This is a genomic window from Prevotella bivia DSM 20514 (assembly GCF_000262545.1).
Taxonomy (GTDB): Bacteria; Bacteroidota; Bacteroidia; order Bacteroidales; family Bacteroidaceae; genus Prevotella; species Prevotella bivia.
On sequence record NZ_JH660660.1, the window covers coordinates 1,332,287 to 1,358,970 of the forward strand.

General features: G+C 44.0%; 32 protein-coding genes. 12 read left to right on the forward strand and 20 right to left on the reverse strand.

The window, feature by feature from the left end:
- Nucleotides 1-8: 8 nt before the first annotated feature.
- The 3 genes from PREBIDRAFT_RS08035 to PREBIDRAFT_RS08045 form a co-directional block, all read right to left on the reverse strand.
- On the reverse strand, nt 9-470 hold the full coding sequence (locus PREBIDRAFT_RS08035; protein ID WP_004339658.1) for a hypothetical protein: 462 nt from the start codon (nt 468-470) through the stop codon (nt 9-11).
- Entirely contained in the window at nt 467-1,708 is a 1,242-nt protein-coding gene (locus PREBIDRAFT_RS08040) for a hypothetical protein (RefSeq protein WP_004335666.1), read from the reverse strand. The genes PREBIDRAFT_RS08035 and PREBIDRAFT_RS08040 overlap by 4 nt, the downstream gene beginning before the upstream one ends.
- Nucleotides 1,709-2,000: 292 nt before the next feature.
- Nucleotides 2,001-2,417 (reverse strand): hypothetical protein, encoded by a 417-nt coding sequence (locus PREBIDRAFT_RS08045; protein ID WP_004335668.1) that lies wholly within the window; start codon nt 2,415-2,417, stop codon nt 2,001-2,003.
- Between the two features lie 458 nt (nt 2,418-2,875).
- Between PREBIDRAFT_RS08045 and PREBIDRAFT_RS08050 the strand changes: the two genes are divergently transcribed.
- The 9 genes from PREBIDRAFT_RS08050 (at nt 2,876) to PREBIDRAFT_RS08090 (ending at nt 8,385) form a co-directional block, all read left to right on the forward strand.
- Nucleotides 2,876-4,108 (forward strand): site-specific integrase, encoded by a 1,233-nt coding sequence (locus tag PREBIDRAFT_RS08050; protein ID WP_004339662.1) that lies wholly within the window; start codon nt 2,876-2,878, stop codon nt 4,106-4,108.
- Nucleotides 4,109-4,135: 27 nt separating this feature from the next.
- On the forward strand, nt 4,136-4,603 hold the full coding sequence (locus PREBIDRAFT_RS08055) for a DUF1896 domain-containing protein (protein WP_004338375.1): 468 nt from the start codon (nt 4,136-4,138) through the stop codon (nt 4,601-4,603).
- A gap of 139 nt (nt 4,604-4,742) precedes the next feature.
- Complete coding sequence (locus PREBIDRAFT_RS08060) at nt 4,743-5,090, forward strand: hypothetical protein (RefSeq protein WP_004339665.1); 348 nt, start codon at nt 4,743-4,745, stop codon at nt 5,088-5,090.
- Between the two features lie 357 nt (nt 5,091-5,447).
- Nucleotides 5,448-5,879 (forward strand): hypothetical protein, encoded by a 432-nt coding sequence (locus PREBIDRAFT_RS08065; RefSeq protein WP_004338373.1) that lies wholly within the window; start codon nt 5,448-5,450, stop codon nt 5,877-5,879.
- A 6-nt stretch (nt 5,880-5,885) separates the two neighbouring features.
- The gene (locus tag PREBIDRAFT_RS08070; protein ID WP_004338372.1) at nt 5,886-6,305 is read left to right on the forward strand and encodes a PcfK-like family protein; all 420 of its coding nucleotides are present in this window, start codon (nt 5,886-5,888) and stop codon (nt 6,303-6,305) included.
- Nucleotides 6,306-6,309: 4 nt separating this feature from the next.
- On the forward strand, nt 6,310-7,581 hold the full coding sequence (locus PREBIDRAFT_RS08075; protein WP_004338371.1) for a PcfJ domain-containing protein: 1,272 nt from the start codon (nt 6,310-6,312) through the stop codon (nt 7,579-7,581).
- A 22-nt stretch (nt 7,582-7,603) separates the two neighbouring features.
- The gene (locus PREBIDRAFT_RS08080) at nt 7,604-7,849 is read left to right on the forward strand and encodes a DUF6926 domain-containing protein (RefSeq protein ID WP_004338370.1); all 246 of its coding nucleotides are present in this window, start codon (nt 7,604-7,606) and stop codon (nt 7,847-7,849) included.
- Between the two features lie 31 nt (nt 7,850-7,880).
- On the forward strand, nt 7,881-8,162 hold the full coding sequence (locus PREBIDRAFT_RS08085) for a hypothetical protein (RefSeq protein WP_004338369.1): 282 nt from the start codon (nt 7,881-7,883) through the stop codon (nt 8,160-8,162).
- 4 nt (nt 8,163-8,166) lie between these two features.
- Nucleotides 8,167-8,385 (forward strand): hypothetical protein, encoded by a 219-nt coding sequence (locus PREBIDRAFT_RS08090; protein ID WP_004338368.1) that lies wholly within the window; start codon nt 8,167-8,169, stop codon nt 8,383-8,385.
- A gap of 194 nt (nt 8,386-8,579) precedes the next feature.
- Here the strand turns inward: PREBIDRAFT_RS08090 and PREBIDRAFT_RS08095 are convergent, their stop codons facing one another.
- From PREBIDRAFT_RS08095 to PREBIDRAFT_RS08175, 17 genes are all read right to left on the reverse strand, one after another.
- Nucleotides 8,580-9,698, reverse strand: coding sequence for a DUF6575 domain-containing protein (locus PREBIDRAFT_RS08095; RefSeq protein ID WP_004338366.1), 1,119 nt, complete (start codon nt 9,696-9,698; stop codon nt 8,580-8,582).
- Between the two features lie 11 nt (nt 9,699-9,709).
- Nucleotides 9,710-10,135: a hypothetical protein gene (locus tag PREBIDRAFT_RS08100; protein WP_231551771.1), complete on the reverse strand. Its 426-nt coding sequence runs from the start codon at nt 10,133-10,135 to the stop codon at nt 9,710-9,712.
- A 140-nt stretch (nt 10,136-10,275) separates the two neighbouring features.
- A complete protein-coding gene (locus PREBIDRAFT_RS08105) occupies nt 10,276-10,782 on the reverse strand; it encodes a glycoside hydrolase family protein (protein WP_004338365.1) in 507 nt (168 codons plus the stop codon).
- Between the two features lie 11 nt (nt 10,783-10,793).
- On the reverse strand, nt 10,794-11,255 hold the full coding sequence (locus PREBIDRAFT_RS08110) for a DUF3872 domain-containing protein (protein WP_004338364.1): 462 nt from the start codon (nt 11,253-11,255) through the stop codon (nt 10,794-10,796).
- Between the two features lie 12 nt (nt 11,256-11,267).
- On the reverse strand, nt 11,268-11,846 hold the full coding sequence (locus PREBIDRAFT_RS08115) for a conjugal transfer protein TraO (protein WP_004339670.1): 579 nt from the start codon (nt 11,844-11,846) through the stop codon (nt 11,268-11,270).
- Nucleotides 11,840-12,790, reverse strand: a complete 951-nt coding sequence (traN, locus tag PREBIDRAFT_RS08120) for a conjugative transposon protein TraN (RefSeq protein ID WP_024992489.1) — start codon at nt 12,788-12,790, stop codon at nt 11,840-11,842. Before traN ends, PREBIDRAFT_RS08115 begins: the two co-directional genes overlap by 7 nt.
- 47 nt (nt 12,791-12,837) lie before the next feature.
- A complete protein-coding gene (traM, locus tag PREBIDRAFT_RS08125; RefSeq protein ID WP_004338361.1) occupies nt 12,838-14,097 on the reverse strand; it encodes a conjugative transposon protein TraM in 1,260 nt (419 codons plus the stop codon).
- Nucleotides 14,090-14,380, reverse strand: a complete 291-nt coding sequence (locus PREBIDRAFT_RS11710) for a hypothetical protein (protein ID WP_004339673.1) — start codon at nt 14,378-14,380, stop codon at nt 14,090-14,092. The genes traM and PREBIDRAFT_RS11710 overlap by 8 nt, the downstream gene beginning before the upstream one ends.
- Before the next feature lie 4 nt (nt 14,381-14,384).
- Nucleotides 14,385-15,008: a conjugative transposon protein TraK gene (gene traK, locus PREBIDRAFT_RS11190; RefSeq protein WP_004339675.1), complete on the reverse strand. Its 624-nt coding sequence runs from the start codon at nt 15,006-15,008 to the stop codon at nt 14,385-14,387.
- A gap of 17 nt (nt 15,009-15,025) precedes the next feature.
- Nucleotides 15,026-16,063: a conjugative transposon protein TraJ gene (gene traJ, locus PREBIDRAFT_RS08140; protein ID WP_004338358.1), complete on the reverse strand. Its 1,038-nt coding sequence runs from the start codon at nt 16,061-16,063 to the stop codon at nt 15,026-15,028.
- Between the two features lie 23 nt (nt 16,064-16,086).
- Entirely contained in the window at nt 16,087-16,719 is a 633-nt protein-coding gene (locus tag PREBIDRAFT_RS08145; RefSeq protein WP_004339676.1) for a DUF4141 domain-containing protein, read from the reverse strand.
- Between the two features lie 30 nt (nt 16,720-16,749).
- Complete coding sequence (locus PREBIDRAFT_RS08150; RefSeq protein ID WP_004338356.1) at nt 16,750-19,269, reverse strand: TraG family conjugative transposon ATPase; 2,520 nt, start codon at nt 19,267-19,269, stop codon at nt 16,750-16,752.
- Nucleotides 19,269-19,601, reverse strand: a complete 333-nt coding sequence (locus PREBIDRAFT_RS08155; RefSeq protein ID WP_004338355.1) for a DUF4133 domain-containing protein — start codon at nt 19,599-19,601, stop codon at nt 19,269-19,271. The genes PREBIDRAFT_RS08150 and PREBIDRAFT_RS08155 overlap by 1 nt, the downstream gene beginning before the upstream one ends.
- Before the next feature lie 3 nt (nt 19,602-19,604).
- A complete protein-coding gene (locus PREBIDRAFT_RS08160; RefSeq protein ID WP_004338354.1) occupies nt 19,605-19,907 on the reverse strand; it encodes a DUF4134 domain-containing protein in 303 nt (100 codons plus the stop codon).
- Nucleotides 19,908-20,058: 151 nt separating this feature from the next.
- Nucleotides 20,059-20,835 carry a hypothetical protein gene (locus PREBIDRAFT_RS08165; protein WP_004339677.1) on the reverse strand — a complete coding sequence of 259 codons (777 nt, stop codon included), beginning with the start codon at nt 20,833-20,835 and terminating at the stop codon, nt 20,059-20,061.
- Nucleotides 20,832-21,350 carry a DUF3408 domain-containing protein gene (locus tag PREBIDRAFT_RS08170; protein WP_004338351.1) on the reverse strand — a complete coding sequence of 173 codons (519 nt, stop codon included), beginning with the start codon at nt 21,348-21,350 and terminating at the stop codon, nt 20,832-20,834. The genes PREBIDRAFT_RS08165 and PREBIDRAFT_RS08170 overlap by 4 nt, the downstream gene beginning before the upstream one ends.
- On the reverse strand, nt 21,337-22,140 hold the full coding sequence (locus PREBIDRAFT_RS08175; protein ID WP_004339679.1) for a nucleotide-binding protein: 804 nt from the start codon (nt 22,138-22,140) through the stop codon (nt 21,337-21,339). Before PREBIDRAFT_RS08175 ends, PREBIDRAFT_RS08170 begins: the two co-directional genes overlap by 14 nt.
- A gap of 589 nt (nt 22,141-22,729) precedes the next feature.
- Here PREBIDRAFT_RS08175 and PREBIDRAFT_RS08180 point away from each other — a divergent pair.
- From PREBIDRAFT_RS08180 to mobC, 3 genes are all read left to right on the forward strand, one after another.
- Nucleotides 22,730-23,143 carry a plasmid mobilization protein gene (locus PREBIDRAFT_RS08180; protein ID WP_004338348.1) on the forward strand — a complete coding sequence of 138 codons (414 nt, stop codon included), beginning with the start codon at nt 22,730-22,732 and terminating at the stop codon, nt 23,141-23,143.
- Nucleotides 23,144-23,149: 6 nt separating this feature from the next.
- Entirely contained in the window at nt 23,150-24,424 is a 1,275-nt protein-coding gene (gene mobB, locus PREBIDRAFT_RS08185) for a conjugal transfer protein MobB (protein WP_004338346.1), read from the forward strand.
- Between the two features lie 76 nt (nt 24,425-24,500).
- Nucleotides 24,501-26,504, forward strand: coding sequence for a conjugal transfer protein MobC (gene mobC, locus PREBIDRAFT_RS08190; protein WP_004338344.1), 2,004 nt, complete (start codon nt 24,501-24,503; stop codon nt 26,502-26,504).
- Nucleotides 26,505-26,684: the final 180 nt, after the last annotated feature.

Below are 26,684 nucleotides of genomic sequence, written 5' to 3' on the forward strand. Positions count from 1 at the left end.
ATCTTTTGCTATTTAAAAGTTATTCCAATAGTGGATATTCCATCAGGAACACTAAATCCAAAGGAAATTGCTACAGGTACTTGCTGGATGCTATTTTTGTTCAATTGGACTTTATATTTTCCTGTCTGTACCTTGCTTATTGTCATAAAGTCAAATTCTATTTTCTGGAGTATGCCATTTTTACAATAAATTGTGGCTTTATTCCCATCAGAAAGTTCTACGACAGTCTGTTCCTTTGATAAAATCTCTTTGGTTATTCTTTTTGATACTTCAGTGTCATTCTTCCCATAATCAATCCTAAACTCATACATCGCATAATCACCTTCCATAAACTGGAAAAAGCCTTCTGGATGTGCAGTGGATAGTTCTATCTTACTTGGGGTAATATTTGGAATTCTATTCCTATCTTCGTCAGAGCAGGAAACCATTATAATAACGGCTATGAATAGCAGAATCCTTTTTATCATCATTGCGGTAAATATTTAGTCGTGTGAATATTAAGAGTTCTTGTCTTATATGGGGCTCCATACCATTCTGTCCAATGTGTATCTTGGAAGCGACCTGCATTTTTCCTGTTAAAATCCAATACATAACCAGATACAATTCCATAATTACCAATGGGACCTACTACATGGATATAATAATCTCCATTGATTTTTTTGTATCCGTCAGCTAAAAAGAAACTAAAATTATAGTAAGAAGTGTGCCTAAAAAAGGTAGGATGTTTTCTATCACGATACCCATATATATATGAAATGCCTGTTTCCAATCTTAAGTTATTAAGCATATTAAACCAGTCTGTATCATAAGACAAACTTGGAATTCCATCTGCACCCGAAAAGAAATTCTTTACAGCTTCAAAAGCCATAAGTCCTGATATTTCAGAGTTCGGCATTAATTTAAATTGTGGAATTCTATTAGACATCTCAACGAAATCTGTATACATATCTCCTTTTAATTGCGTAACATCTAATTTCTTTGCTCGTTTCCATGAAGCCTTTAGTTGGTATTTGTCAAAACTTCTAATTTCTTTTCCATCAGGTATTGCAATACAAAGAGCATGAATAGTCCAAGGTCTTATATCTTGTGAAGAAAAAGTATTGTAGTTCTTGTGGTTCTCGTTGTATTTATATGCATCTGTAAATCTATAGGCTAATTTAGGGAGAACTTCGTCATTGGAATCTCCAGCTCGGGTATTTAATTGTTGCCTATTACTGTAATAGCTGTTTACTTGGTTATTATTTGTTGTTTTATTTTTTACATCAACTATATAATTTTCCATTAGATTACCAATAATTTCAGGGATACTATCACCTACAAATTCTCCCTTTTCATTTATTTTCAAATTGAGATTGTCAAAATGTGCATAAACAGGCTCTGCTCTTTTGTCGCCACCTACTACCACGGTTGATCCGTCTGACATTCTCACAATGTACAACAAGTTATGTGGGCTGTCAATTGTTGCTCTGGTTGCACTGTTAGCATCGTTACTAATAGTGTCAATTTCTGCAATTTCGCAAGAAATTCCTTTTGCCCTTGTCCGTGTCGAATAAAAATAATCAACGACAACCTTCTCAATATCACTTTGTGTGACATTGAAATTTTCTTCGGACAATTTTTGACTCACATTCTCTTTTTCATTGTAGATTTCCTCATTACTGCAAGAGAAGAAAGCAATAACAGATAGTAATAATAAAATTTTTTTCATGTCCTTATGTGTTAAATGTTTATAGGTTATAATTTTTCACCAAAGTTACATAAAAAGAAAGATACACAAAATACTCAATAGTGGGTATTTTATCTAGCTAACCAGCAAAGAAGTCTTTGAAATATTTCCAAAATGAACAATCAGTCCTATTTTACCATAGTTAGTAGTAGATTGGTAGTAAGATAATTCGCAACATAATAACGGTCCCACAACATCTTCTCTTTCACCGTTTTACCCTATTTGTAGTTATGTAGTAGGATAATATCGGTGAAAGAAAAAAGATATAGATAATTTAATGCTGTGTATCTCCAAAAAGAAATACCGGTGTTAAAGTTGTTGTCGGTCGCTGTAGTTCATTGATGATATACTTTCTGAAGAAGTGGGCTCCTGTGCTATCCAATTGGAAAGACAGGGCAATAATGATTGGGAGTGGATAAAGCGATGCATAACCTGCCAACTCCTTATCTCTGACTGTTACCCTCTCAACTGTACTCCTTTCTTCAGGATGCAGGTTGGAGGATTTTATTATCGTTTGCAACCTGTGGTTGAGTTTCCTCCATGTTACCCCGAAGAACTTCACAAGTTCACTCTCTGTCATGGCTATCTCTCCGTTTCCTTTGCGAATGACTTGCATTTTGCTGCCCCAATCAAAATAACTACGCTGATTGGAAGTGTTTGTTCTTATTTTTGGATTGTTGTTTGTCTTCATGCCGTTTTCTCCATTTTACAGATTACAATATCCGAAGGTTCACAAGCCTCTCTCTCCGCTTTAGGTACTCTGAAATGAATATCAGAGAGAAACCTAAGAAAAACGTAAGTATCATAGCTACAAGTAGTTATGATACTTTTCTTTTATACCCATCCTAATTTTCAGAGTATGCACGGAGGGGGCAGAAACTCCCAAAATGCTCTAAAAAGGCTACAATCAGGCTACACATTTTCAAGGCAAAATAAAAATGTAGCCAAGAGTACATACAGAGTACATAAGGAGTATGCGTAAATTATTGCTATTCAAACAAATATGTTGAACTTTGCAGCGTGATTACAGAGGTGTTTTTGTTACCATACACTACTTCGGGCAACAATGTGTCCGACAAGCCACGGCTACAGATGGCGGGTGTTAGGACAAGACTTCTGTTCAGGTTACAACTAAAAGCAGTAAAATGTATGAAAGCTATTTTCAGAGCAGTCTTCTATCTCAGAAGCAATTATGTGAACAAGGAGGGTAAGACCCCCGTCATGCTGAGAATCTATCTCAACAACGAACGCCTTTCCATCGGCTCGACGGGCATTGCTGTCCAACAGTCCCAATGGGACAGGGAGAAGGAACGGTTGAAGGGAAGGACAACTGAAGCACTTTCCACCAACCTCGAACTTGACAACATTCAGAGCGGACTCCAGACCATCTTCAAGAAAGTCGAGATGACGGACGAGGTGTCCTTGGAGCGTATCAAGTCGGAGTATCTTGGTAAGAAGGAGGATGTGGACACCCTAATGAGCCTCTTCAACAAGCACAACAGTGACGTTGCACGGCAGGTAGGCGTGTCGGTCGAAGCTGCAACCTTACAGAAATACAACGTCTGCAAGAAACACTTCTCAAATTTCCTTCGTGATAAATACGGTCGGTCTGACATCCGCCTGTCCGAACTCGGCTATATCGTGATACACGACTTCGACATTTATCTCCGAACGGTTGTCGGGCAGAATCCCAACACCGCTACGAGGATGATGAAAACCTTCAAGACGATTACCATTCTGGGCAGGAAACTTGGTGTCCTGCACCATGATCCGTTCCTCAACATCCGTTTTCACATGGAACCGGTCAATCGTGGATTCCTCACAGACGAGGAAATCCTTAAAATTGCCAACAAAGATTTCGGCATCGGTCGTTTGGAACTTGTAAGGGACGTGTTCGTGTTCTCGTGCTTTACGGGACTTGCGTACATAGACGTGTACAACCTCGCTCCGGAAAACATCGTCACGCTCAACGGCAAGCAGTGGATAATGACCAAGCGGCAGAAGACGAGCGTGGAGACCAACGTTCTTTTACTCGATATACCCAAGAGCATCATTGCAAAATATAGTGGCAAGACCTATCGTGACGGCAAACTTTTCCCCATGCTGACGAATCAAAAACTGAACAGTTATCTGAAAGAAATTGCCGATATTTGCGGTATCAAGAAGAACCTGACATTCCACCTCGCCCGGCACACATTTGCCACGATGTCCCTATCCAAGGGAGTTCCCATCGAATCCGTAAGTAAGATGTTAGGACACACCAACATCAAGACAACGCAAATCTATGCCCGTATTACCAATAAGAAGATAGAACACGATATGGATGAGCTGGCTGACAAGTTGGGTACTTTCAATACGGCATTAGGCATTTCCAAAAAATAATGTATATAACCCTAATATTTTGAATTTATGACAACGACAAAGAAAGAACTTTCCTACTTCCATCTGAAGTTGGAAGCGTATCTCGGAGAGCATTTCCCTGAGAGAGAGAATGACAATGCGTTTATAACCGCTCGCGCAGACGAGGCATTGACGGCTTACTGCGATGCCGTGGCGCAAGGTTTCTCACATCCCGAAGCAGAGACGATGGCAAGCGAGGTGCTGTACCACGACCTACACTTCTCAAAGTATGATACCCTTGTTTCCGTACTGGAGCAGGAGTTTGAGAAGGAACTGCCAAGTCCGCTTCCCGAAAGGTTAGCACTAATTTTGCTGAACAACAAGGCAATTCAAGCGGTATTTGCCAAGTACGAACTCACGGACGACTTTGCGGCAGGTACAGAATACGACAAACTGTACACCGAGCTGACTGGTACAATCGTGCTGCTCATTAAGGTCAATGGTCTGCCAACGATAGGCGGTGAGAACATGGCTTGATACTTCACCATCGGGGGCTTTTGTAGTGTCAAGAGCCAAGATAAACGCTCCACTCCACACGTCAAGAGTTTTCCAAACACTTGTCTTTGGGTCGTTAGAGCATCTTGTTATCGCTCTTGAACTATTAAAAGCCCCGATTATGAAAACAATCATCATGAATCAAGATATTCATCAGCCCGCCTTCATCAAGGCAGACGCATCGTATAAAACCGAGAGGAACAGGCAGCCGCCGACTTCTCCCAAGCAAGTCCGCCGCTTCGGTTGGACACGCTTCATCGAACTCGCCGTTCTGCTTTCCATCGTTATCGGTGCAGTTTACCTTATCTCGAAGATAGTTACGCCGCAAGTCGTAACCGCCGTTTCGATTATTCTCGGTTTCCTGATACTACGCTTCATTGTTAAAGTTATTCTGCAAGTAACCTTTACAATCCTGCGTTGGCTGTTCTGGCTTGCCGTCATCGTGGCAATCCTGCTCTGTGTGCTCTGAGCGCACAAGGAAAGATATTCTTCGATTCATTCTTCTTTATGGGTGGTTATCTCGGTTGAGGTAGCCACCTTTTTCATTTTCCATACCGGCGTTGCACTTTCGCTTCTTAAGTCCATCTATTCCACTTTGATGTGCCATAAGTCGGTGCTGATTTCTTTTTATTCGCAAAGGTAGTAAGGGGCTACGGCTTGCACAAGGTCTGTGCCTTTGGTTTGTACGGAAAATCTCCACACCTACATTTCATTCCGGGTAGTATTTTCCTGCAAAACCTTGTGCCGGCTGCGCCCCCTACCTTGTTCTTGCTACAAAAAGGAATCAGCATACTCCGATCTTTGGACGCATAAAAAAAATGTCATTATGGAACAGCAGAAAGTAAATATCACATCTTCGATGAAGAAAAAAGGATATAGCTCCTCCTCTCATTACCGCATAAGTTCGGTGGTTGATGAAAGTGAGCAAGTGTTGGCAACTAAGTTTGTGCAGTGGGAAGTTGAACCGTTGGAGAGCCTTTGTAATAGCAAGGTGTATCTTCTCCGTGTGAAACTCAATCGTGGTGAGCGAATGAGCCGTGAGGAAAAGAATTGGCTTGCCGAAGCGGTGAACACAAACACCTACTTCCGTACAGCCGTACCCCTTATGGGTTATCGGTTTGACTTTATGGACGTATTGAAGAAGTATTTGGTCAATCAATACGGACATTGGGCAGAGTATTACGCACCCGACCGCACCAGCCTAAGAGCCTATTTGTATGGTAGTGTCAATCAAATAGTAGAAATCCCCAAACATTAAACGACTATGAAAGGAACAGAACATTTTACGAGAGCAATAGCCGAGTATCTCAATCAGCGTGCAGCGACAGACCCTTTGTTTGCACCCAACTTGATGAAGCCTAACAAGAGCATCGAGGAGTGTGTAACCTACATCTTGAACCAAGTGCAGGCGAATGGCTGCAATGGCTTTGAGGACGATGAAATCTACTCAATGGCGGTACACTACTATGACGAGGATGAAATTGAAGTAGGAAAGGAAATCACTTGCAGAGTGGCAGTAAATCATATTGTGGAACTCACAGAGGAGGAGAAAGCCGAAGCAAGGCAAGAAGCCATCAAGCAGTACCAACGTGAGGAACTTGCCAAGATACAGAGCCGTAACGCACGAGTGAAGAAAACCGAAAGCGCAGCACCCCAAACACAACCGTCACTATTTGATTTTTAAGCCTATGAAACCAAGAAACAAATATGAGAAGGCAGTCCTTGCCGAGAGTAAGCACCTTCGCCCGATAACCAAGACACAGAGCAAATGGGCATTCCGTGAATGTATAGACCATTTCGCCTACCGACTGCCCAAAGGTCGCACAACGTGTATGGATTGTGGGCATAGTTGGACAATAGAAAAGCCTACGGACACTTGCACCTGCCCCCATTGCGGGGCAAGGTTGCAGGTCAAGGAAACCTTTCAACGCAAGATAAGACAAAAGCAATATTTCACGATACTTACCACTTACGGAGAATACCAAATACTAAGAATGTTCCTCCTTTCTGTGGAAATGGAGAAAGGTTGCAAGGCATCTTCATATACCTTTGAAATCGGTCAGTATTGGTGGAACGCACAAGGAAGAAAAACGATTATTGCTGTTCAACGAACATTAGGCAGATACATTGACACCTTTTCTTTCTGTTCGCCAATGGCAGTACGCAACGACAACGAAGCCTACCGCTATATATCGTACTCACCGATATATCCCAAGTTCAAGGTTACGGACACACTCCGCAGAAATGGTTTTGAGGGAAACTTCCACAATATAGTGCCTACTGAACTTATACCGGCACTGCTTTCCGATAGCCGTGTGGAAACCTTGTTGAAGTCGGGGCAAATCCCGCTACTCAAATTCTTCATGCACAATGGTCGAAGAAGCATTGATAGCTATTGGGCATCTATCCGCATCTGTTTGCGAAACGGCTACCATATAGAGGACGGAAGTCTATGGTGTGATATGGTGGATATGCTCAATCAATTAGGCAAGGATATTCACAATGCCAAGTATGTTTGCCCCACCGACCTAAGAGCAGCGCACGACCATTACCAAGCCAAGAGCAGAGCGATGAAAGAGCGTGAGAACATTATCAAGAAGCGTAAGGAAGCAATAGAAGCCGAACAAGAGTACAAGCAACTCAAAGCAAAATTCTTTGGCATAGAGTTTACTGACGGCATTATCCGTATCCACGTTTTGGAGAGTGTGCAGGAGCATTTGGAGGAAGGCACGGCAATGCACCATTGCGTATATGACGCACGCTATTACAGCAAACCGCAGTCGCTTATCTTCTCTGCCACAAAGGACGGAGAGCGCATCGAAACCATCGAGGTATCATTGGAAACGATGAAAGTGGTACAAAGTCGTGGAGTGTGCAACAAGAACACCGAGTACCACGAGCAGATACTCGCCTTGATGCAGAAGAATATGAGAATGATAGCACAGAGAGCAACCGCATAACAATCCTATAATAACAACGATTATGGCGACATACAAGACAATAGAGAAAATTCCAACGTGGAGTTTAGGCTACCTTATCAATGGAGATAGTACAGGACTGACAGACGAAGAAATCGCACTCGCAGACCAATGGAGTAAGGACACCAAAGCGGAGGTTATATCGCCCCACACAGACATAGAGGGGAATATGCAACCTTATTTTACCCACGTTCCAGCCTTTGGACTACCCACCGAGGTAGAGGACTGCACCCTTATTTGCAGAGAGTAAATAAAAACATCAACCTATAAACGACAACAATATGAAAGTACAAGTAGAAGGCATTATTCATAATTTTTCGAGCAAAGCTCTCAACAACTCGTGGGCAGATGAAATACCCAACATCATCGTGAGAGTTATCAATGCCATAAGCATAGCCGAGAACAAGGAGGAGTTGCAGACCGCACTCCTTCAAATCTCCCAAGAAACGGAACTTGACAAGTTTTTTGTCTATGGTTACGGCGCACATCATTTTTGGCTAACCCACCGTTGGCTATCGAATGGTGAACCAATGGAACACAGATTACTAATCGCTGAGTTTTGAAAATATGGAAAGGAAAGTTTACAGAGTACGCACCCAATACGTTTTTGAAGGTGTGTTTGAGGTTGTAGCCACAGACCGAGAGGAAGCCGAGCGGAAAATCCTTGAAGATTGTGGAATGGTGATGGGCAGAGGAATACACAGCACACTGCCCGATGAACAAATCAATTGGGCTTTCGATACCCACCCCGAAGAGCGGATAATTGAAACAACCGAAAATCCCTAACACAATGAGCCACGCAACCTTAAAAAATGCGTGGCTTCTTTTCTTTTTCTTTGAACGAGCAGGCGACCAAAGAAAAGAAGCAAAAGAAAGTCGCTAATTATCAAAAGCTTAAATTATAGGATGATCTTGAGGATCTTTATAAAGAGGTAGAAGAGCAAGAGAGGGATGGCAAAGTGCCATCTTCCCCTTTGTTTTTATATTTTTGTACATTCTATAAGCTTATATGTTGTTTTTGGCTTTGTAGATATATTATTTGCATTCTGATATTCAATACATTTTATTTTATATTGATGTAATTCCCCTAATGTAACTCCATTAAGGATATTAGCCTCAGCTGTTGTACCTGTTATTTTCTTTTTATCGTAAATAAAAGTCCATTTCCCATTACATAGAACTGTACCAGAAGCAAAATAACCAACAAATTCGGTTATGACTTCCTCTAATTCTATGTGTGCATTTAAATAATCATATACTCTTGAAATTGCATTTAATGATATAGTAGAACCAGAGATACTTTTTTCTAATGTTGATGTAACCCATTTATGTTTAAAAGACAATTTATTAGTTTCTAAGACTTGCAAAAAAGAGCGCATACTGCTTAATGTATGTCCCTGTAAATCTTCAATTTTTTCTTTCAATCCATCTACAGAGTCTATTGTAAATATTTCATCAATTTTCTGTAAAGTAGATGATATCCTTGATGCTTCACCAAACATATCAAATGTTTCATTTAGAATAAAGTGTACATCAAAAGATGCGGCCTTTAATGCACAAGCTCTCATATTTGCTTCAGAGGCATGTTGTTTACCAAAGCTTTTAATGTGACAGTTACGTATCATAGCTTGGTATCTGTCTAAAGCATTTGTTAATACATTAATATCAATGCTATGAGAATTATCAATGTCACTAAATGCTATACAAGACATTATTTTACCATTTTGTAATGAACCTGAAATTAATTCTTCATTATCAATTGCTTCATAATTACAGAAAAAGCCTTCATCTGGTAGCATAAAAGGCTGTACCTTAATAGATTCAAGGGGTATGGCTAATATATCATTTGCACCTCTTACAATTACATCAAGATAACTATTATCTTCTGGTTTTTTATATATAGACAATAAATCTATTTTCTGACCTTTAAATAAGTTCAAACGTTTTTCACTAATCCTTACAGCGAGATATTTATAACACGTTTCATCATCATACGGATATAATAGGCACAAATAATTTGCGCCAAAAATATCTGTCGCTACAAAAACTTGTGGTATCTCATAGAAAACAATAACCTCTATAAATTTTAGTTGAATCATATTGCTTTCGGTTAAAGAGTTATTTCTCTATATTGGATTTCAGCTTTGTTTAAATCAAATAAAGTTGTATGCCACCAAGTATAATGATTTGCACAGTTATTACTTGGAGTTTTTAGCATTACACCATATTCTGGGCACATTATTATTTCTGCAATTCCATGCAAATGTTTCAAGTAAGGAAGTTTCGCCATAGAACGTGCATCTTCCAATGTGCATAGTGAAGATAACCCAGATGCTTGCCATAGTTTGTTTCCAAATTTTTTCTGTGGATACAGCTCAGTATGAGGTTTTAAATCATCCTCTGTCATGACGCTATCTTCTTGAATTAGACGAAATAAAGGTTCATTGTCGTATGCAACTACGACATCTTCAGGAGGAGTGTTGGCTGGCAACTGTTTAGCCCACGAAACATTATATTTACTTCTATATTCTGTCAATTTTGTTGACGTATACATATTGTTTGGTAATTATATATACTTTTTGTTTGCAAAAGTAATATTAAATATTTAATTTTGCAATGCCATAAATGCTTTTCCATAAAATTTAAAGAGTTTTTAGGTAAAAAGGTGTTCAGTAATTACAAGATGAAGAATAGAGCAAACTCCACCTGTCTTCGCTTGACAAGCCCACGCAAAACCTTTCCTTTGTATCGACAGAAGGAAACATACTCTCGATAGATACTCCTATCTCCACCTTCTATTTTTTTGAGTAATTTGCTCTTGGGATGTTTGCCATACCCCAACAACCGACCTACTCCAACATTGTAGGATAAGACGGCAAGCAATAGGGCATCTTTGCCATATTCTTTGAAGCATTCAATGCATTTCCAAAGGTCTGCACGAAGCAGGGAGTCTGCCTGCCATTCCGTCATATCCGCTGTGAAACGCTCTCCTGGTTGCAGCTGATGCCCATATCCAACATACGGATAATTCTTCCAGCTGTGCATACCCTCAAAGTATTTTACAACGACTACCGCACGTTCAAAAGGTGGCAAGTCTGCCAACCGCACCCTCCGCTGAGCAAGGGTCGGCTGACAGAACAGGCAGAATACACAAAGTAAAATGAAAGAATGTATCGTTCGCATCCATTATGTTCTTAGTGGCGTGAAGATGCAGGCTTGTCCTTGCCCTCTTCCCGCTCGTTGTTAAAACTAAAGGTTAGCTGCTGAACCCTGCCGAAACTATCCTCCACATATACATCAATCGTCTGGCGGTCAGATGAGAGTGAGGTGTAGTAAAGTCGGAAAACATCCTTGGTGAGCGGATAGCGGTCGTTGGGCTTGAATACCGTCCCATTGTCCATTCTTAGCGTTCCTTTCCCGTCCGGTTGGAAATATCTGATGGTGTAGCGAGTGTCGGCAAAGTCGCCTTCACGTTTGAGTGTACACCTGATTTCTGCCGTCTGTCCCTTGACGATGTCCTTCTGGACAGGCATCGTCTCGACAGTGAACGGATAACACTGCTGAACATCCAACTCCCTATCACAAGCAGATAAACAAAACACGGCAAGGGTTAGCACTCCCATTACCCATATACTATTAAAAATTTTCTTTTTCATTGTTCCCTACATTTATAGATTAAACCTGATTCCTGCCGATACAGCAGGGCGAAAATGATGAACATCCGTACCAAAGAGTATGCGTCCCTGTCCTTTGAGTAGCAACAGCACATTGTCCGATAAGAAACATTCTATGGATAGATGCACCGCTCCACCATAGACGAAGTGAGAGTCATCGAGTAGTTTTGCGCCATCAAGAAGTAGTTTCTTATCTTCGTTAAGTTCCTCATAGCCACCCAAAGCGGATATTCCAGCATAGGCAAATACATTTTTACCATTGTCAGAAACAATAGGCTGCATATAACCCAAATGCACGAAGGCATCTTTGAGTTTCACATCATAGCTGCGATACGGCATATTTTGTTGCTCATATTCTACCGTAAGAAATGAATAATTCTCACGCTTCAGATAGCGAGTGAGCAAAATACCTATGCCAAAATTGTCTTTGGCAAACAAATTCTCGCCTTTGATAATTGGCACGTTACCTACTATTTCCAAGCCTTTTTGCTTTGGAATCAGCCGTTGTGCCTGTGTGGGCAGCGCAATGGCCACCGCACACATAAGAAGGAAAAGATACTTCTTCATTACCATTTAAGTTTGAGGTTATCAATCTTCTTTGCTATCTGCAGGTCCTCTGCCGTTACATAAAAAGTCAGCGTACGACCGCCATTTCTTTCATAGAGCGTCACTTCAAGCTGCTTGTCTTCTGCAAGAGAGAACTGTTCGAGCGCAAACACAGTGTGTTCACTACCCATGCCACGCACCTGCATCACCTGATGATAGGCACGAAGTGGCTGCAACACCTGTTCCTGTATAGCAGTACGCTTTGCCATCTTCTTATCAACCACCTTAAAGGTGATGAAATCTACCGAGTACGGCATATTCGTGCCGTTTTCCATACGAGTGTGGAAATACAGCAAGCCGTTATGGGCATACAAGCCACGAAGCAGGAACTTCATACCAAACTGCTGTATACCGATATGTTTGATGGTACGCTTGTCGTTCTGATAGATAGTCTGCATCATCAGTTTGATTAATATAGGCGACTCATTGCCGAGTTCCTTAAAATAAATGTCAGAGCGGTTGCTTGGCAGCCTGCCTTCTGTCGTGGAGAGAAAGTCTTTCATCTCGATACTTAACTTCTCTGGTTCATCGGCATACTTTACATTGAAAGCATAGAAAGAGCCGTCCTCACAGATGACACTCATATTGGTCTCCGTTTCAAAGTCCTTCACTGAAGCCTTTACACGCAGTACGTTCTCGGCATCCTCCGCCTTCCCTGCAATGATGTTCTGTGAACCTAAGTCTACATAACGAATGGCAGAAGGGAAGATAAGATGCACGGTCTTGTCAAAAGTAACGTCAAGACCATACGGCAGTACGACACGCCCTGTTGGAATAGCACGGCTCATACCTTGAAAGAGTTCGCCCGAAGTAAGCGGACGGCTCGGTGTCAGACCATCATTGTTTTCCTGTGCTGTGGCTGTTGCTCCCACCAAGGTAAGCATAGCCATTGATAAAATAATTTTCTTCATTGTTCCTTTTGATTTGATGTTATTTTTACTTATCATTTTCGATTGTTTTATTTGGACTGAACCAAGAAAAGGCGGTAACCCCCTTTGAGCGTTACCTTGACGGTGCGCAGCTTCTTCTGAAGTAGCTGACTTGCACCCTGCATCACCCCACGGGCAGCCTCTGAAATAATCTGGTCTTTGGCAGAGGAAGCAAAGGTAAAGGATGTTCCCATTGAACCGCCGATGTTCGCCCCGACTTCCTTAAGCGCATTGATGTCCTCCGAACCTGGTATATACACACCCTCCTGTCCATCCATGTCGTATGCCGAGAGTTTGACGGCTATGATATGTCCGTCCACCTCAATGCTTTTGATAAGCAGGTGCATACGGTTGCCTTCTATCTTGGCGACGGCTATGAGTCGGCTCTGCCGTGGAATGCGCAGTCCCTGCACTTTGGCAGTTTCGAGCAGGCGCAACACCACATTGTCGCCCTCCTTGAGTGTCGCTGTCCTGTCCACCACCACGCTGAGCGTGTTGCGGGACACGGCAGCAACCGCACTCGTGAGCGAATGAAAGCCCATATTGCGTGGCTTCGTGCCGTATTGCTGAACAAAGTCGGCATCTGTCATCGGTTGGTTGAGCGAAGATACCACCTGCTTACGTTCTGTCAATACCTCCATTGCAGGAAGAGAACCGGCTACCGATACTTGTTTTGTTGCCGATGTTTCCAAAACTCCCTTTTCCTTTGCGGGTGTAAAAGCGTGGGCAGCATTGGTAGTCGAAGAAGATTGTGGCAGATATTTCGCCGCCATTTGGTAACTCTTTTCCATCAGGGCGAGCTGTCGCTTCTCCTCCGCATCCTCATTCTCATTCTTTGATGCCAATTCCTTTTTGAGGTTGTCCAACTCCGAGCGCAGTGCCTCACGCTCCTGCTCATTGGGGTCGGGCGCATAAAAAGAGTTCAACAGGCGGTTGTTCTCCTCATAGCGGTGCATCGAGCTTTCAATCTTTGCCGTCGAAGCGGCTGCTTCCGCACGCTCGCTTTCCGAGGGGGCGGTATTACTATCAAAGTAATCCGAAAGTCTGCCCATCTCCTCGCGTGTCTGTTCGTCTTGACGGCTCTTGTCGCCCAATTCGTAGGCTTTAAGTTTGTTTCCCGTCAGCTGTTCGGTAGTCGCCTGCGGTATGCTGTCGTTCAGTCCCTGCTGCGCTGCGCTCTTCTCCTTGCCCGACGGGGCAAAGATGAACCACATCGAGAGGGCGAAAAGCAGTCCCAGCCCACCGAAGACCAGTCCTTTTTCCAGTTGTTCTTTCTGTTTATTATCCATTTTCATTACTGTTAGTTGAATATTGTTGATAAAGTCGTATAAATACGCTATCTGTATGGATGTCGCTGTCTATTATTTTCCCTTTGGGGATAGGCAGCCTTTCCTCCTCGTGAGGCAGGAAAAACTGCGCTATCATCACTAAGGAACAGACGAGATAGACAAAACTTAATCCGAATACAATCAGCTTGCGCTGCCTTGCCGTGAGCCTGTCGCACCGATGGCGAAGCCACAAGTGCGCCCTCAGATAGTGCCGTGCGAATGAAAATCCCCTTGTCCTTTTCATCATGCTATCGCTTATAGGTTTGGAGGTCTTGATTCTGTCGCACCATAAACTGTTCCATCAGGAAACCCTGCGGATTGTTGTCCGAGCGGACGGAGTTCTGCAAGGTGCAGGTCGTAATCAGGTTACGCTCCGTGATGTTACTCGGTCGCACGATGAACTGACGGGCGTAGGTCGTTACCTCGTAGGGATAGACCTCAAAGTTGCAGCGGATAGAGTCCACCTCGATACGCTGATTGACATTGCCCGAAATGGCACGGTTGTAATAACCCTTTTCCGCCAAGTCCTTGTAATAATTGAAAGCCGACTTATCGCAGAGCAGGAAGGCACGCTCCATGTTCTTCTCGATGGCATCCTTATCGGGTGCGATGGTGAAGAACAGTTCATGGAAACGGCGGACGTGTTCCCTCGCTTCCACAGGTCGGTTCTTGCTTGCATCCTGACTCAGTGCGAGCATCAAGGACTTTCCTTGGTCAAGCACATAGATTTTCTCTCGCTGCTCTTTGGCAAAGCTGTAAGAGGCATAGACGGCGTATCCGCTGACCGCCACGCATACGATGGCAAAGATAAAGGCATAGAGCCTTATCTGACGGAATGAGGTCTCGATATTGGTGAGTGATTTGAATTCCATTGTTTTTTCGTTTTTTGTTATTTACCTTTGAGTAATGCACCCTTGATACGTCCGATGGCGTTGCCTGCAACGGCTCCTGCTCCACCTGCCAAATACTTGCCTCCGGTGTATGCGCCCTGCGCTCCACGCTGAGCCGTCTGATTGACGTTACGACCGTATGAGCCGATGCCGCCACCTGCTTCGATAATCCAGCCTGCCACCGTAGGCACACAGAAGTAGCCCACGATACCGATGAGGAAGAAGACGATGTGATACCAACTGCCCGCATCGGGGAGGAAATTCGGGTCGCTAAGGGTTTCAATATCTTTCTGCACCATCAGCACTTGTATCTTTGTCAGAAGGGCGGTCAAGATGCTGCTCACCGGTAGCCATAGATACACCGATATATAGCGAGAAAACCAAGCCGTCATCGACCCAAACAGTCCGTCCCATACGGCAATGCCGAAAACGACGGGTCCAAGAATGGAGAGCACAATCAGAATGAAAGTGCGCAGCGTGTCAATAATCAATCCCGCAGCGTGGAAGAGTATCTCCATAATATCGTGAACACACTTCAAAATCCATTGTTTCATTTGGTAGGCAGAGCGTTCCGCATACATTCCCGCAATGGTTATGGCATCCTCCGGACCGACGATGCCCATCTCTTCTATCTTTTGGTCAAAGGCTTCATTCGATACCAAAAATGCCGTTTCGGGGTTGCGCAGATAGGCTTCCTCCTGCAACTTATCCCTTTGTGCTATAAGTTTGGCAAGCGTCCCCTCCTGCTTGTCCACCATCATTTCCGTACCCTTGACGATTGGGGAGAGTACGCCATTCATTGTGCCAAGCACTATCGTAGGGAAAAACATAATGCAAAAACCAATCACAAAGGGACGTAGGAGCGGAAACACGTCGATTGCCTCGGCACGGGCAAGCGAAGCCCATACCCTCAGTGCAATATAGAAGAGCGCGCCCAAGCCCGCAATCCCCTTTGCCACACCTGTCATATCCGAACAAAGCGGCATCATCTCGTCATAGGTCGAGCGGAGCAAATCGTGTAAACTGGCAAAATCCATAAGTTTGTCCTTTCCTTACTTGATTACCAATAGCGGCTTGCCATATTACCGTAGAGAGATTTTACCTCGCTCAGTTCTCCCTTCTCTCTGGCACGCACGAAGCTCACCGATATGTTCTTACGGGTGTAGTAAGATACCAGCGAGCGATATTCACGCAGCGTGGTATAGATATGGTCTATCTGCTGCATACGCTCGTGGTCGTTCATGGAGAACACCCCCGATTTGGCAACGGACTTCAACTCCTTCAGACTCTCTCCGCTCAATTCCAATAACTTGGTATAGCCGGAAGCCATAGCAGCAAGTTCCGAAGGACGGAAGTTCTTGTCTGAGAGCATCTTCTTGTACGAGGTAACGTAAATCTCCGAGATGTCGCCCACCATCAGGATACATTCTTTTACTTTATAGGCATCACCGATTAAGTTCTTGATTTTACGCAAATCGTCGTAATACTTCTTCGTGTCGTTGTAGAGTTTCTCTACCTCTTTGAAGCCGTCCAAGGTGTTCTTCACCGTCTTCGAGGCGGTGGCGATTTCCTTGACAGAATTGGCGATGTTACCCGCAAAGTTGCCCGGGTCGGTTACTACCCATTGTGCGTGTGCCTGACCACCGCAGAATAAAGTCAAAGCGGTAAGTAGCATAAAAACTTGTTTTTTCATTGTTGTTGTCATATTTAAGTTGTTGAAAAATTACTTTCTTTTCTCTCGTTTTTCACTTGCCAACTGCCTGATAGCCGTTTCGATGTCGCCACCGAGTTGCTCCGCACGCTGCATCACTTCGACTTTTTCTGTTTCCTCGGTAGTATAGGTAAGGTATTCCTCCATACTTACCTCCGTGGCATAGACAGCACTCTGCATACCGCCGAGACCTATCCATACTTCTTTATATAGTCGGTTGGGGTCGTTGTTCTGGTTGATGGAAAGTATCTGACTCTTCTCCTTTTCGGAGAGTCCGAGCATGGCTTGTATGCCGTCGAACTTGGTCATGTACTTGCGCTGGTCAAGCAGGATTTTGCAGTCGGAGTTGTTGATGATGCTTTCCTTGACAATGGGAGATTGTATAATGTCGTCCACCTCCTGCGTTACGACAATAGCCTCCCCGAAATACTTTCTGACCGTCTTATATAAATATTTTATATAGTCTGCCATATTAGCGGATGCAATCGCCTTCCATGCTTCCTCGATGAGAATCATCTTGCGGATGCCTTTTAATCGGCGCATCTTGTTAATGAAAGCTTCCATGATGATAATCGTTACGACAGGAAACAAATCCTTGTTGTCCTTCACTTGATCAATTTCAAAGACGATGAAACGTTTCGAGAGTAGGTCGATATTCTTATCCGAGTTCAGCAGGAAGTCATACCTGCCACCTTTATAATACTGCTTGAGTGTCGTTAGGAGGTTATTGATATTGAAGTCAGAGAGCGTTACCTTAATGTCCCGATGCTCCATATCCTCCCGATACACATCACGAAGATACTCATAGAAGGTGTTGAAGCAGGGAACGATGGTGTGATCCGTCCTGATAAGTTCGATGTAGGCGTTGACGGCAGAACCAAGTTCGCCCGCTTCTGTCTTGGTAATATGTTCATCGGCACTCTTCCAAAGCGTAAGCAATAAGGTGCAGATACTTTCTCTTTTCTCCACGTCAAAGAAGTAATCATCGGTGAAGAAAGGATTAAAAGAGATAGGATGCTCATCGGTATAGGTGAAATAAACACCGTCCTCGCCCTTGGTCTTGCGGTGGATAAGCTCGCACAAGCCTTGATAGCTGTTACCCGTATCGACCAAGAGTACGTGCGCCCCTTGCTCGTAATACTGGCGTACCATGTGATTGGTGAAGAAAGACTTGCCACTGCCCGACGGACCGAGAATGAACTTGTTGCGATTGGTAATGATACCTTTCTTCATTGGTAGGTCAGAAATGTCCAAGTGGATGGGCTTGCCCGAAAGTCGGTCAGCCATCTTGATACCGAAGGGAGAGAGCGAGTCCTTGTAGTTGGTCTCAGCCGTGAAGAAACAGAGAGCCGGCTCGATAAAGGTATAGAAACTCTCCTCACTTGGAAAGTCGGCGGCATTGCCGGGAATACCTGCCCAATAAAGGGTTGCCGTATCAATGGTGTTGTGTCGTGGCTTGCACTCCATAAGTGCCAACGCGCTGCCCACATCATTCTTGATGTTGCGGAGTTCCTCCTTGTCATCGCTCCATGCTAGCACGTTGAAGTGGGCACGAATGGAGGTCAATCCCTGTGAGTGGGCGACGTTGAGATATTCCTGTATCCACTCTTCGTTAATCTGATTGCTTCTGCTGTATCTTGCAAGCGAGTGCATGTTGCGTGCCTGCTTCTCAAACCTTTGCAGGTTGTCATCGCTGTCCTCGATGAAGATGTACTGATTATAGATATGGTTGCAGGGCAGCATCAAACCTACGGGAGCGGCAAAGGAAAGTCGGCAGTCGCTGCGGTCGGTCGATAGTCGTTCATAGCGTGTGTCTGTGGAAACACTTGTAGGCAGGTCGTCCGTGTCTGACAGCGTATGCAGGCAAAGGCGATTATCCCCTATACGCACAAGGTCTGCTCCTAATCGTATGTCCTCCAAAGAAGCGTGTCCTTCTTCAGAAAGGGAGAAGTAGCGGTCTAAGAGTCCGCCTTTCTCGGCTGTACCCACCAAATCCTCCTCCGTCATACGGCTGAGTCGAATTTGCTCCGTGTCGTTAATAATGCGCTCGAACTGGTCTACGGCTTCCATAAACTTGACGACTTCCTCCTTGTCGGTAATCTCCTTGGGAAGTAAGTGTCCACGGCAGAGCGACGAGAAGTTGCTCTGTCGCTGCATACGCTGCTTGTTGGTCTTGGTTAGAAAGAGATAGACCGAGTGGTGCAGGAAAGGACGCTCGTTGAAGTGCCGCTCTGAACTTTTGGCAAGAAAGCTAAGTCCGGAGCCTTGCTGACTATTCATTTTGGCTTGGTAGTTCTCTTTGATAAACCAGTCCTGCTTATGCACGATGGTATAGTTGGGTAGCACCTTGATTGCCTTGTGCCATGCGGAGTGCATCGCCTCGTATTCGGTGGAGGTGACGGTGAAGAGTTCGGGCAGCTCCACACGGAAAGCCACCGTGATATCGGCATCCTTGCTCACCATACAACCCTGCTCGATGGAGAGCAGCGGAAACTTCGCTTCCAAGGTCGTGATTTTACTGTTGTTTCTCATTATGCCTTGCGTTTTGGTTTGAGGTTACGGATAAGGTGAAAGACGGTACGGCGGTTCAAGAGGTAGCGCGGGTGCATCTTAATGGCTCCCTGCTTCATCAGTCCGTATCTGCCATATTTGCGGTTCATGGCAAACGTTTGCCACACGACGAGTGTTGCACCCACTAAGCCAAGACCGAGGCAGACTATCTGGTCGATGCCACAGAGATAGAGCACCACCACGAGAAAGAAGACCGCCAACAGTCCTCCCGCAAATAGGAAGAGATATTGCGCCTTCAAACCCTTGAACTCCACCGTCCGACCTACACCTTTATTGATTTCCCACTGTGCCATCGTTTACAGGAAGAAGGAACGTAAGATGGTGGCAGCCACAATCAGGAAGATACACGCACCGAACCAAGAAGCGGCTGTCTTGCTCGTATCGGGGTCGCCACTTGAGAACTTGTTGTATACTTTTATTCCTCCGATAAGACCCACTACGGCACCGATGGCATAGATGAGTTTCGTACCCGGGTCGAAGTAGGACGTTACCATCTTCGTGGCTTCGTTGATACCTGCCATACCATTTCCCTGTGCATACGCTCCTGCGGTGGTCAGTGCCGTCAGGAACAGCATCATTGTGATTTTTTTGTTGTTCATTTTGCTGTTTATTTTAAGTTGTTAAACGAATTGTCTTCTTGTGGAGGTGTCAGGGGTGGCTCGGTTTTATCGTATGATAGATATTGGCTGATTATTTTACTTTTGAGCAACCCCTGCATTCCTCCGAAATATGAAAATCAAGAAACCATTTTTACAGATAATAGGACAGCGGTCTATCGTCAGCATCGCCCACTGCTGTGTCAGATATGCCAGAAACAGGAGGTGTTGGGTTTTGTGATGAAGGCATTGCTGGTTGAGCACTCTGATCTTCCTTTTCTTCCGCCTTACGGATTTTCTCCAACAGTGCAGACTGTTCTCCCTGCATCTTGGCGATGTTCTCCTTGTACTTATCCAATAGCTCAGAGTCTTGAAGCTGCCGAACTGTCTCTTTGACTTCTTCCTCATCAGCCTCCTCACTGTTCTTTGCCCACTTTTGCAGGCGGACTAAGTCACGTGCGAGGACGGACTGCTCCGAAATTTCGGCTTCGCCCGATGTGGGCTCGATGGATAGGTTTAATTCCTCACGGACAATCTCATCTTCGTCCACTCTCTCCATCTCGAAATCAATGTCCATTTCGTTGTCCTCTTTCATTTCTTCCTCCTTTTCGGAGTTCTGCGGTGCAAAATTATTATTATTCTGCTCCGAATTTTCAGATGATGAAACAGAGGGAATTTGTGGGATAATCGGGGAAGTGGAACGGCTTTTTCCAATCAGTACAAACTCGGCTTGCTCTATTGTTCCTTTTCCTTTCTGTCCGTCTTTTTTCTTCGTTGCTTCTTTCTTCTTGCTATCTTCATCGCTCTTTCCTTTTTTCTTGATAATGAAGTCATACGGAGATACATACCGCATATAGAAATACAGGATACCAAGCATCATCCAAATGATGATGAGTACCAGTATAAAACTGAAAAGTATTGTTTCCATCATAGTGTTATTGTGGTCTTACGTCTTTGCTTTGCTGCTGCATTATTGAGAAGTTCCTGATGTTCCCGCAGATGCTCCCGGAGGATATTATCAATATAGGAAGCAATAGATACCCTTTCTCCTAAGTCTTGTAGCACATTGCGTAGGTTCTGTAATGTCTCCAAATTGATGGAGAAAGCTGTCCGCATTTGCGAACGTACGGGATGAAAGTATAGGGAACGGTATTCCTCTATGGAAAGGGACGACCTGCCGGACTTTTCCATTCTTGGCTTCCTTTCTCTTTTCGGCTCCGTGTTCCCGATTTCCTCTCCTCCTGTTTCGTCTGTTCGTTCTTCTTTTGCCGTCTTCATTTCTTCCGAACCTTTGTCTTCCTCTCGTGATGTTGCGAGGGAAGGCTCGGTGTCCTCGGATGGATCGAAGGGGTTGGGGACCGTGACAGGTTTCACCACAACATTGTCCTCTGCCATTTTCTTTAGCTTCTTTTCCAGTTGCTGTTTTCTTTCCTCAATCGTTGCCATGTTCTGTTTTTGTTTTTAGTTTGAAACGTTGAATTATCTCGGAGACGAGTTCATCCAGCCCCGTACCCGTTCGCAGTCCCTTTGCAGGAGGCTGATAGGTGGAACGGAACACACCACGCAGCCCGTATGTGGAGAGTTCGTGGGAGAAGCGGTGCGTGGCATATACATAGCCGGGCAGGAGCGTGAGCTCATGTCCTTGGATGAGCTTCGTGTATTCGTCAATGATGATGTTCCTCACCCTTCTGTCCACCTTGTTCCAGAACAGAATAATGTCCTTTATCCGTGAGTCGGACATAGAAACACCAATATCCGTAATGGTCTTGGCGTATGCCATACAAGAGACGAGCGACTGTATGTCGGCTTCAAGTGGAGACAGGATATAGTCCATTTGAAGGGACAGTTCCATCAACTCCGTTGTTCCTGCATGACCGGGAAAGTCGAACACAACCAACTGGTACTTCTCATTGCTGATAGCGTCAATCTTACTTTGTGCTGTCTTGACGGCTTCCTTGGGACTAGACTTGTAAATTCTGTATGCCTTTTTGCCGAGGTGCTGAAAGAATGCCTGCATAGACTTGGAAAGTTCCTCGCTTCCCTGAATGACGCTTTTCTCACGTTCTCTCAGCTTGTAAAAGGAATCCTGCGACAGGTCGCAGTCCACCACGAAGAGGTTGATATCCTGTTCGTAGTACAATATGCTGCTTACGATTTCGGCAAGCGTGCTTTTTCCGACTCCTCCCTTTTGCGAGGAGAACCCCAGAAAGATGGGGCGTTGTTGTTTGTTCTCCATAATGATAATTTCTTAGTTCATATTACTTGTCTATTTGATGTTTGGATGTTCTCTCATTTTTGAGAAGTATCAGCAGACAGTTTGTTCTGGCTGCGTATGGTTCGTGCGATAGTCTGAAAGGACGATTTATAGTTCTTACAATCTGTTGTACTGACAATAGTTTGTCATGACAACAAATTGTTATGAATATGTTTCGTTCGTTCTTGTCATCTTTGGTGTAAGCCAACGGTAATACGATGTATCTTTTACTTGTATCATCATGCCATTGTTCGCTCGTTCTGACTGCAAAATAAATGATATTTTGGCTGATTATATGACACCGATGAAGTGCAGGGAAATGCGAGGAAAAAGAGTGAATATCATTGATAATGAGTTATTTGAAAACTCGCCGTAACTTTGCAGGCGAGAATAATACATGGAGGTAATATCCCGAAGCAGACACCCCACGAGGGTGGATACTTCAATCGTATCATTTCTTGATATTGGCAAGGTGTGTCTTTGTAACACAAACTTACAGTTGTACCACAAAGACCCTTGCCCCAAAGGGGATTAAATCACTCCAAAGTCGTGATTAAAGAAAAGTAAAGCTATGGATAAGGAAGAGAAATCTCGTTCAGAGAGAAAAAAAGCGGAAAAGCCACGCTGGGACAATTGGCACGTGCGGTTGCCCAACCCCAAAGACCAGCAAAAAGTCATTGAACTTTTCCATAAATCCGGTGCAAAATCGAAGTCTGATTTTGTGCGTGGATGTATTCTTGGAGGGAAGTTCAAGGTGATAACAGTGGATAAATCCGCTGTGGACTATTATCGTAAACTCTCGGAATTGATTGCCGAAAATCATCGGATAGGCGTACTCTACAACCAAACAGTACGCGCAATAAACTCTTATCACAGCGTGAAAACTGCACAGATTTTACTTGAAAAATTGGAAAAAATCTCTGGTCAAATCATCACGCTACAACAGAAAGCCATCCAACTGACGGAACAATTTGATAGTCGATAAAGGAATATGATTGCAAAGATTTCTTCTACCGAGAACCTTGGGGGAGCATTGGGATATAACTTCAAAAAGGTGCAGCACAACGAAGCGGCAGTCCTCTGCGTGAACGAACTTCGGAAAGGCTTCGATGGCACTTTTCAAATGGATAAGGTACTTGCCGATATGCAAAAGGCGATACCAGAGCAATGCAGGACAAAGAAAACGGTTTTTCATTGCTCACTCAATCCGCACCCGGATGAGAAACTATCTGATGAAAGGCTCACGCAGATTGCGAAGGAGTATATGGAGGCACTCGGCTATGGCAATCAACCCTACATCGTCTTTAAGCATAATGACATTGCCCGTGAGCATATTCACATCGTTTCGCTTCGAGTGGATTTCGATGGTAATAAAATCAATGACAAGTTTGAGGGCAGGCGAAGCAAGAAGATTACTAATGCTTTGGAAAAGAAATATAACCTCATTCCAAGTTCAAAGGTCAGTGAGAGAACAACAACAGAAACACCAAAGGTCAATGTTGTGCAAGGGAATATCAAGGAACAAGTGGCAAATACTGTTCGTTCTGCGATGAAGCATTATACCTTCTGCTCCTTAGGTGAACTAAATGCCGTTCTGCGTAAATACAACCTTGCAGTAGAGGAGGTAAAGACCGAGTATAGGGGCAAGCAATATGACGGGCTGGTCTATGTACCTACCGATGACAAGGGCAATAAGGTGAGCACGCCCATTCACGCCTCGGACATAGGCAGAGGTGTGGGCTATACTGCCGTTCAGAACAAGATGCTGAAGTCAAAACAGATGGTTAAGCCATTGATACCAACTGTCAGAAGAAAGGTATTAGAAGTAATGCGTACTTCTCCCCACACAGAGGAAAGACTTCGACAAAGATTGGAGAAACAAGGCTTGCAAGTGGTAATCCGAAAGAATGATAATGGACGCATCTATGGAATTACATTCATTGATGATGAAAAAGGTATTGCGCTCAATGGCTCTCGATTGGGTAAAGGATATGCTGCCAATAAGTTTAACGAGTACTTCTCTAACCCGGAGAATAATCCATTCTTGGATGAATCGCTTTATGGAAAGATTGATACCACCTTTCAACAACAGATGCAGACAATACAGTCTGATGAGCAGGAAAGCGACAATCTTGTCGATGAATTTATCGACAATATGGTAGGAGAATCCTTCTCTTCATCGGGCAATGATGATTGGAAAGAAGCGGCATGGCAACGCAAACTTCGTAAGCAAAGTAAGGTAAAACTTAAACGCAGGAAGCGTTAATGGCACCATTCAAATGGTAATCAAAGATTTTTCAAATAGTATTCAAACGATATTCTAACAACAATAAAATAGCATTATGGCACAAGAAGACGATTTAAGGGCATTGGGTAAGGTTATGGACTTTATGCGGGGAATTTCAGTGATTTTCCTCCTGATTAACTGTTATTGGTTCTGCTACGAGGCATTTCAGTCGTGGCACTTCACACTCGGCATCATCAACAAGATACTGATGAACTTTCAACGCTCCACGGGATTGTTTTCATCAATCCTTTGGACGAAGCTGTTTTGTGTGATATTTCTCGCCTTATCCTGCTTGGGGACAAAAGGCGTGAAGGAGGAGAAAATCACATGGCCAAAGATTTGGACGGTGCTTTTCGCTGGTTTTGTGCTCTTCTTTCTGAATTGGTGGCTGTTGGCATTGCCCATAGGTAAGGTGGGTGCTGCTTCGCTCTATATCTTCACGCTTTCTTTGGGCTATATCTGTCTGCTAATGGGCGGTGTGTGGATGAGCCGACTGCTCAAAAACAACTTGATGGACGATGTGTTCAATACCGAGAATGAGAGCTTTATGCAGGAAACTCGGTTGATGGAGAACGAATACTCGGTAAACCTTCCTACACGATTCTACTATAAGAAGAAGTGGAACAAGGGCTGGATCAATGTAGTTAATCCCTTCCGTGCATCAATGGTACTCGGCACCCCCGGCTCTGGTAAGTCGTATGCTATCGTGAACAACTACATCAAGCAGCAGATAGAGAAAGGCTTTGCCATGTATATCTATGATTATAAGTTTCCCGATTTGTCGGAGATAGCCTACAATCACCTGCTCCATCATTTAGATGCTTATAAAGTCAAACCGCAATTCTATGTGATTAACTTCGACGACCCTCGCAAATCACATCGCTGTAATCCCATCAATCCTGCCTTTATGACAGATATATCCGATGCCTATGAGAGTGCCTACACCATTATGCTCAATCTCAACCGCTCGTGGATTCAGAAGCAGGGAGATTTTTTCGTCGAATCACCGATTATCTTGCTTGCCGCCATTATCTGGTTTCTGAAGATATATGAGAACGGCAAATATTGTACCTTTCCCCATGCCATCGAATTCCTGAACCGTCCCTACGCACAGATATTTCCGATACTTACTTCCTACGATGAGCTTGCCAACTACCTTTCTCCCTTTATGGATGCTTGGGAGGGAGGAGCGCAGGAACAGCTACAGGGACAGATTGCGAGTGCCAAGATACCGCTTTCACGCATGATTTCTCCTGCCCTCTATTGGGTGATGACAGGTGATGATTTCTCGCTTGACATCAACAATCCCAACGAGCCGAAAGTACTTGTTGTGGGCAATAATCCCGACCGCCAGAATATCTACTCGGCAGCACTCGGACTTTACAATAGCCGTATCGTAAAGCTCATCAACAAGAAGAAGCAACTTAAAAGCTCGGTAATTATCGACGAGTTGCCAACGATTTACTTCCGTGGATTGGATAATCTCATAGCCACAGCACGAAGCAATAAAGTGGCAGTTTGTTTGGGTTTTCAAGACTTTTCGCAACTCACCCGTGATTATGGCGACAAGGAGAGCAAGGTAATCCAGAATACGGTGGGTAATGTGTTCTCAGGGCAGGTGGTTGGAGAAACTGCCAAAACACTCTCGGAACGCTTTGGCAAGGTGCTTCAACAGCGACAGTCTATGACCATTAACCGTAATGACAAATCCACCTCTATCTCCACACAAATGGATAGCCTTATCCCTGCAAGCAAAATCAGTAATCTCACACAGGGAATGTTTGTCGGTGCTGTGTCCGACAACTTTGACGAGCGTATCGACCAGAAAATTTTCCATGCGGAGATAGTGGTAGATAGTGCCAAGGTATCTGCGGATATGAAAACCTATAAACCCATCCCCAATATAACTGATTTTACTGACAAAGAAAGCTGCGACACGCTCAAAGAAACCATTGAAGCCAACTATCGTAAAGTGAAGCAAGAAATTCGATCGCTTGTCGATTCAGAAATTCAACGGATAAAGCACACGCCAAGCCTTGCCCATTTAGTAAAAGATTAGCAGCCTTATTCTAATACTGCCGTATAAATATGAGCAAACGTTTGCATTCTGTATTTTTCATTATTTTTCCGGAAATTGCTTGTAATTTTGGGGAAAAATACTTAAATTTGCATCATATTTTCAAAATAGGAAACATATTTTTCCGTAAAGTTATGTACCTTTGTCGGCAAATAAAGATAT

Coding starts and splice junctions, on each gene's coding strand:
- PREBIDRAFT_RS08060 (WP_004339665.1), top strand. CDS start 4,743: ATGAAAACAATCATCATGAATCAAGATATTCATCAGCCCGCCTTCATC.
- PREBIDRAFT_RS08095 (WP_004338366.1), bottom strand. CDS start 9,698: ATGATTCAACTAAAATTTATAGAGGTTATTGTTTTCTATGAGATACCA.
- PREBIDRAFT_RS08155 (WP_004338355.1), bottom strand. CDS start 19,601: ATGGCACAGTGGGAAATCAATAAAGGTGTAGGTCGGACGGTGGAGTTC.
- traM (WP_004338361.1), bottom strand. CDS start 14,097: ATGGATAATAAACAGAAAGAACAACTGGAAAAAGGACTGGTCTTCGGT.
- mobC (WP_004338344.1), top strand. CDS start 24,501: ATGGCACAAGAAGACGATTTAAGGGCATTGGGTAAGGTTATGGACTTT.
- traN (WP_024992489.1), bottom strand. CDS start 12,790: ATGAAGAAAATTATTTTATCAATGGCTATGCTTACCTTGGTGGGAGCA.
- PREBIDRAFT_RS11710 (WP_004339673.1), bottom strand. CDS start 14,380: ATGAAAAGGACAAGGGGATTTTCATTCGCACGGCACTATCTGAGGGCG.
- PREBIDRAFT_RS08045 (WP_004335668.1), bottom strand. CDS start 2,417: ATGAAGACAAACAACAATCCAAAAATAAGAACAAACACTTCCAATCAG.
- PREBIDRAFT_RS08035 (WP_004339658.1), bottom strand. CDS start 470: ATGATGATAAAAAGGATTCTGCTATTCATAGCCGTTATTATAATGGTT.
- PREBIDRAFT_RS08145 (WP_004339676.1), bottom strand. CDS start 16,719: ATGAAAAAACAAGTTTTTATGCTACTTACCGCTTTGACTTTATTCTGC.
- PREBIDRAFT_RS08080 (WP_004338370.1), top strand. CDS start 7,604: ATGGCGACATACAAGACAATAGAGAAAATTCCAACGTGGAGTTTAGGC.
- PREBIDRAFT_RS08105 (WP_004338365.1), bottom strand. CDS start 10,782: ATGCGAACGATACATTCTTTCATTTTACTTTGTGTATTCTGCCTGTTC.
- PREBIDRAFT_RS08040 (WP_004335666.1), bottom strand. CDS start 1,708: ATGAAAAAAATTTTATTATTACTATCTGTTATTGCTTTCTTCTCTTGC.
- PREBIDRAFT_RS08070 (WP_004338372.1), top strand. CDS start 5,886: ATGAAAGGAACAGAACATTTTACGAGAGCAATAGCCGAGTATCTCAAT.
- PREBIDRAFT_RS08150 (WP_004338356.1), bottom strand. CDS start 19,269: ATGAGAAACAACAGTAAAATCACGACCTTGGAAGCGAAGTTTCCGCTG.
- PREBIDRAFT_RS08055 (WP_004338375.1), top strand. CDS start 4,136: ATGACAACGACAAAGAAAGAACTTTCCTACTTCCATCTGAAGTTGGAA.
- mobB (WP_004338346.1), top strand. CDS start 23,150: ATGATTGCAAAGATTTCTTCTACCGAGAACCTTGGGGGAGCATTGGGA.
- PREBIDRAFT_RS08160 (WP_004338354.1), bottom strand. CDS start 19,907: ATGAACAACAAAAAAATCACAATGATGCTGTTCCTGACGGCACTGACC.
- traK (WP_004339675.1), bottom strand. CDS start 15,008: ATGGAATTCAAATCACTCACCAATATCGAGACCTCATTCCGTCAGATA.
- PREBIDRAFT_RS08075 (WP_004338371.1), top strand. CDS start 6,310: ATGAAACCAAGAAACAAATATGAGAAGGCAGTCCTTGCCGAGAGTAAG.
- PREBIDRAFT_RS08085 (WP_004338369.1), top strand. CDS start 7,881: ATGAAAGTACAAGTAGAAGGCATTATTCATAATTTTTCGAGCAAAGCT.
- PREBIDRAFT_RS08115 (WP_004339670.1), bottom strand. CDS start 11,846: ATGGTAATGAAGAAGTATCTTTTCCTTCTTATGTGTGCGGTGGCCATT.
- PREBIDRAFT_RS08065 (WP_004338373.1), top strand. CDS start 5,448: ATGGAACAGCAGAAAGTAAATATCACATCTTCGATGAAGAAAAAAGGA.
- PREBIDRAFT_RS08175 (WP_004339679.1), bottom strand. CDS start 22,140: ATGGAGAACAAACAACAACGCCCCATCTTTCTGGGGTTCTCCTCGCAA.
- traJ (WP_004338358.1), bottom strand. CDS start 16,063: ATGGATTTTGCCAGTTTACACGATTTGCTCCGCTCGACCTATGACGAG.
- PREBIDRAFT_RS08090 (WP_004338368.1), top strand. CDS start 8,167: ATGGAAAGGAAAGTTTACAGAGTACGCACCCAATACGTTTTTGAAGGT.
- PREBIDRAFT_RS08110 (WP_004338364.1), bottom strand. CDS start 11,255: ATGAAAAAGAAAATTTTTAATAGTATATGGGTAATGGGAGTGCTAACC.
- PREBIDRAFT_RS08165 (WP_004339677.1), bottom strand. CDS start 20,835: ATGATGGAAACAATACTTTTCAGTTTTATACTGGTACTCATCATCATT.
- PREBIDRAFT_RS08170 (WP_004338351.1), bottom strand. CDS start 21,350: ATGGCAACGATTGAGGAAAGAAAACAGCAACTGGAAAAGAAGCTAAAG.
- PREBIDRAFT_RS08050 (WP_004339662.1), top strand. CDS start 2,876: ATGAAAGCTATTTTCAGAGCAGTCTTCTATCTCAGAAGCAATTATGTG.
- PREBIDRAFT_RS08180 (WP_004338348.1), top strand. CDS start 22,730: ATGGATAAGGAAGAGAAATCTCGTTCAGAGAGAAAAAAAGCGGAAAAG.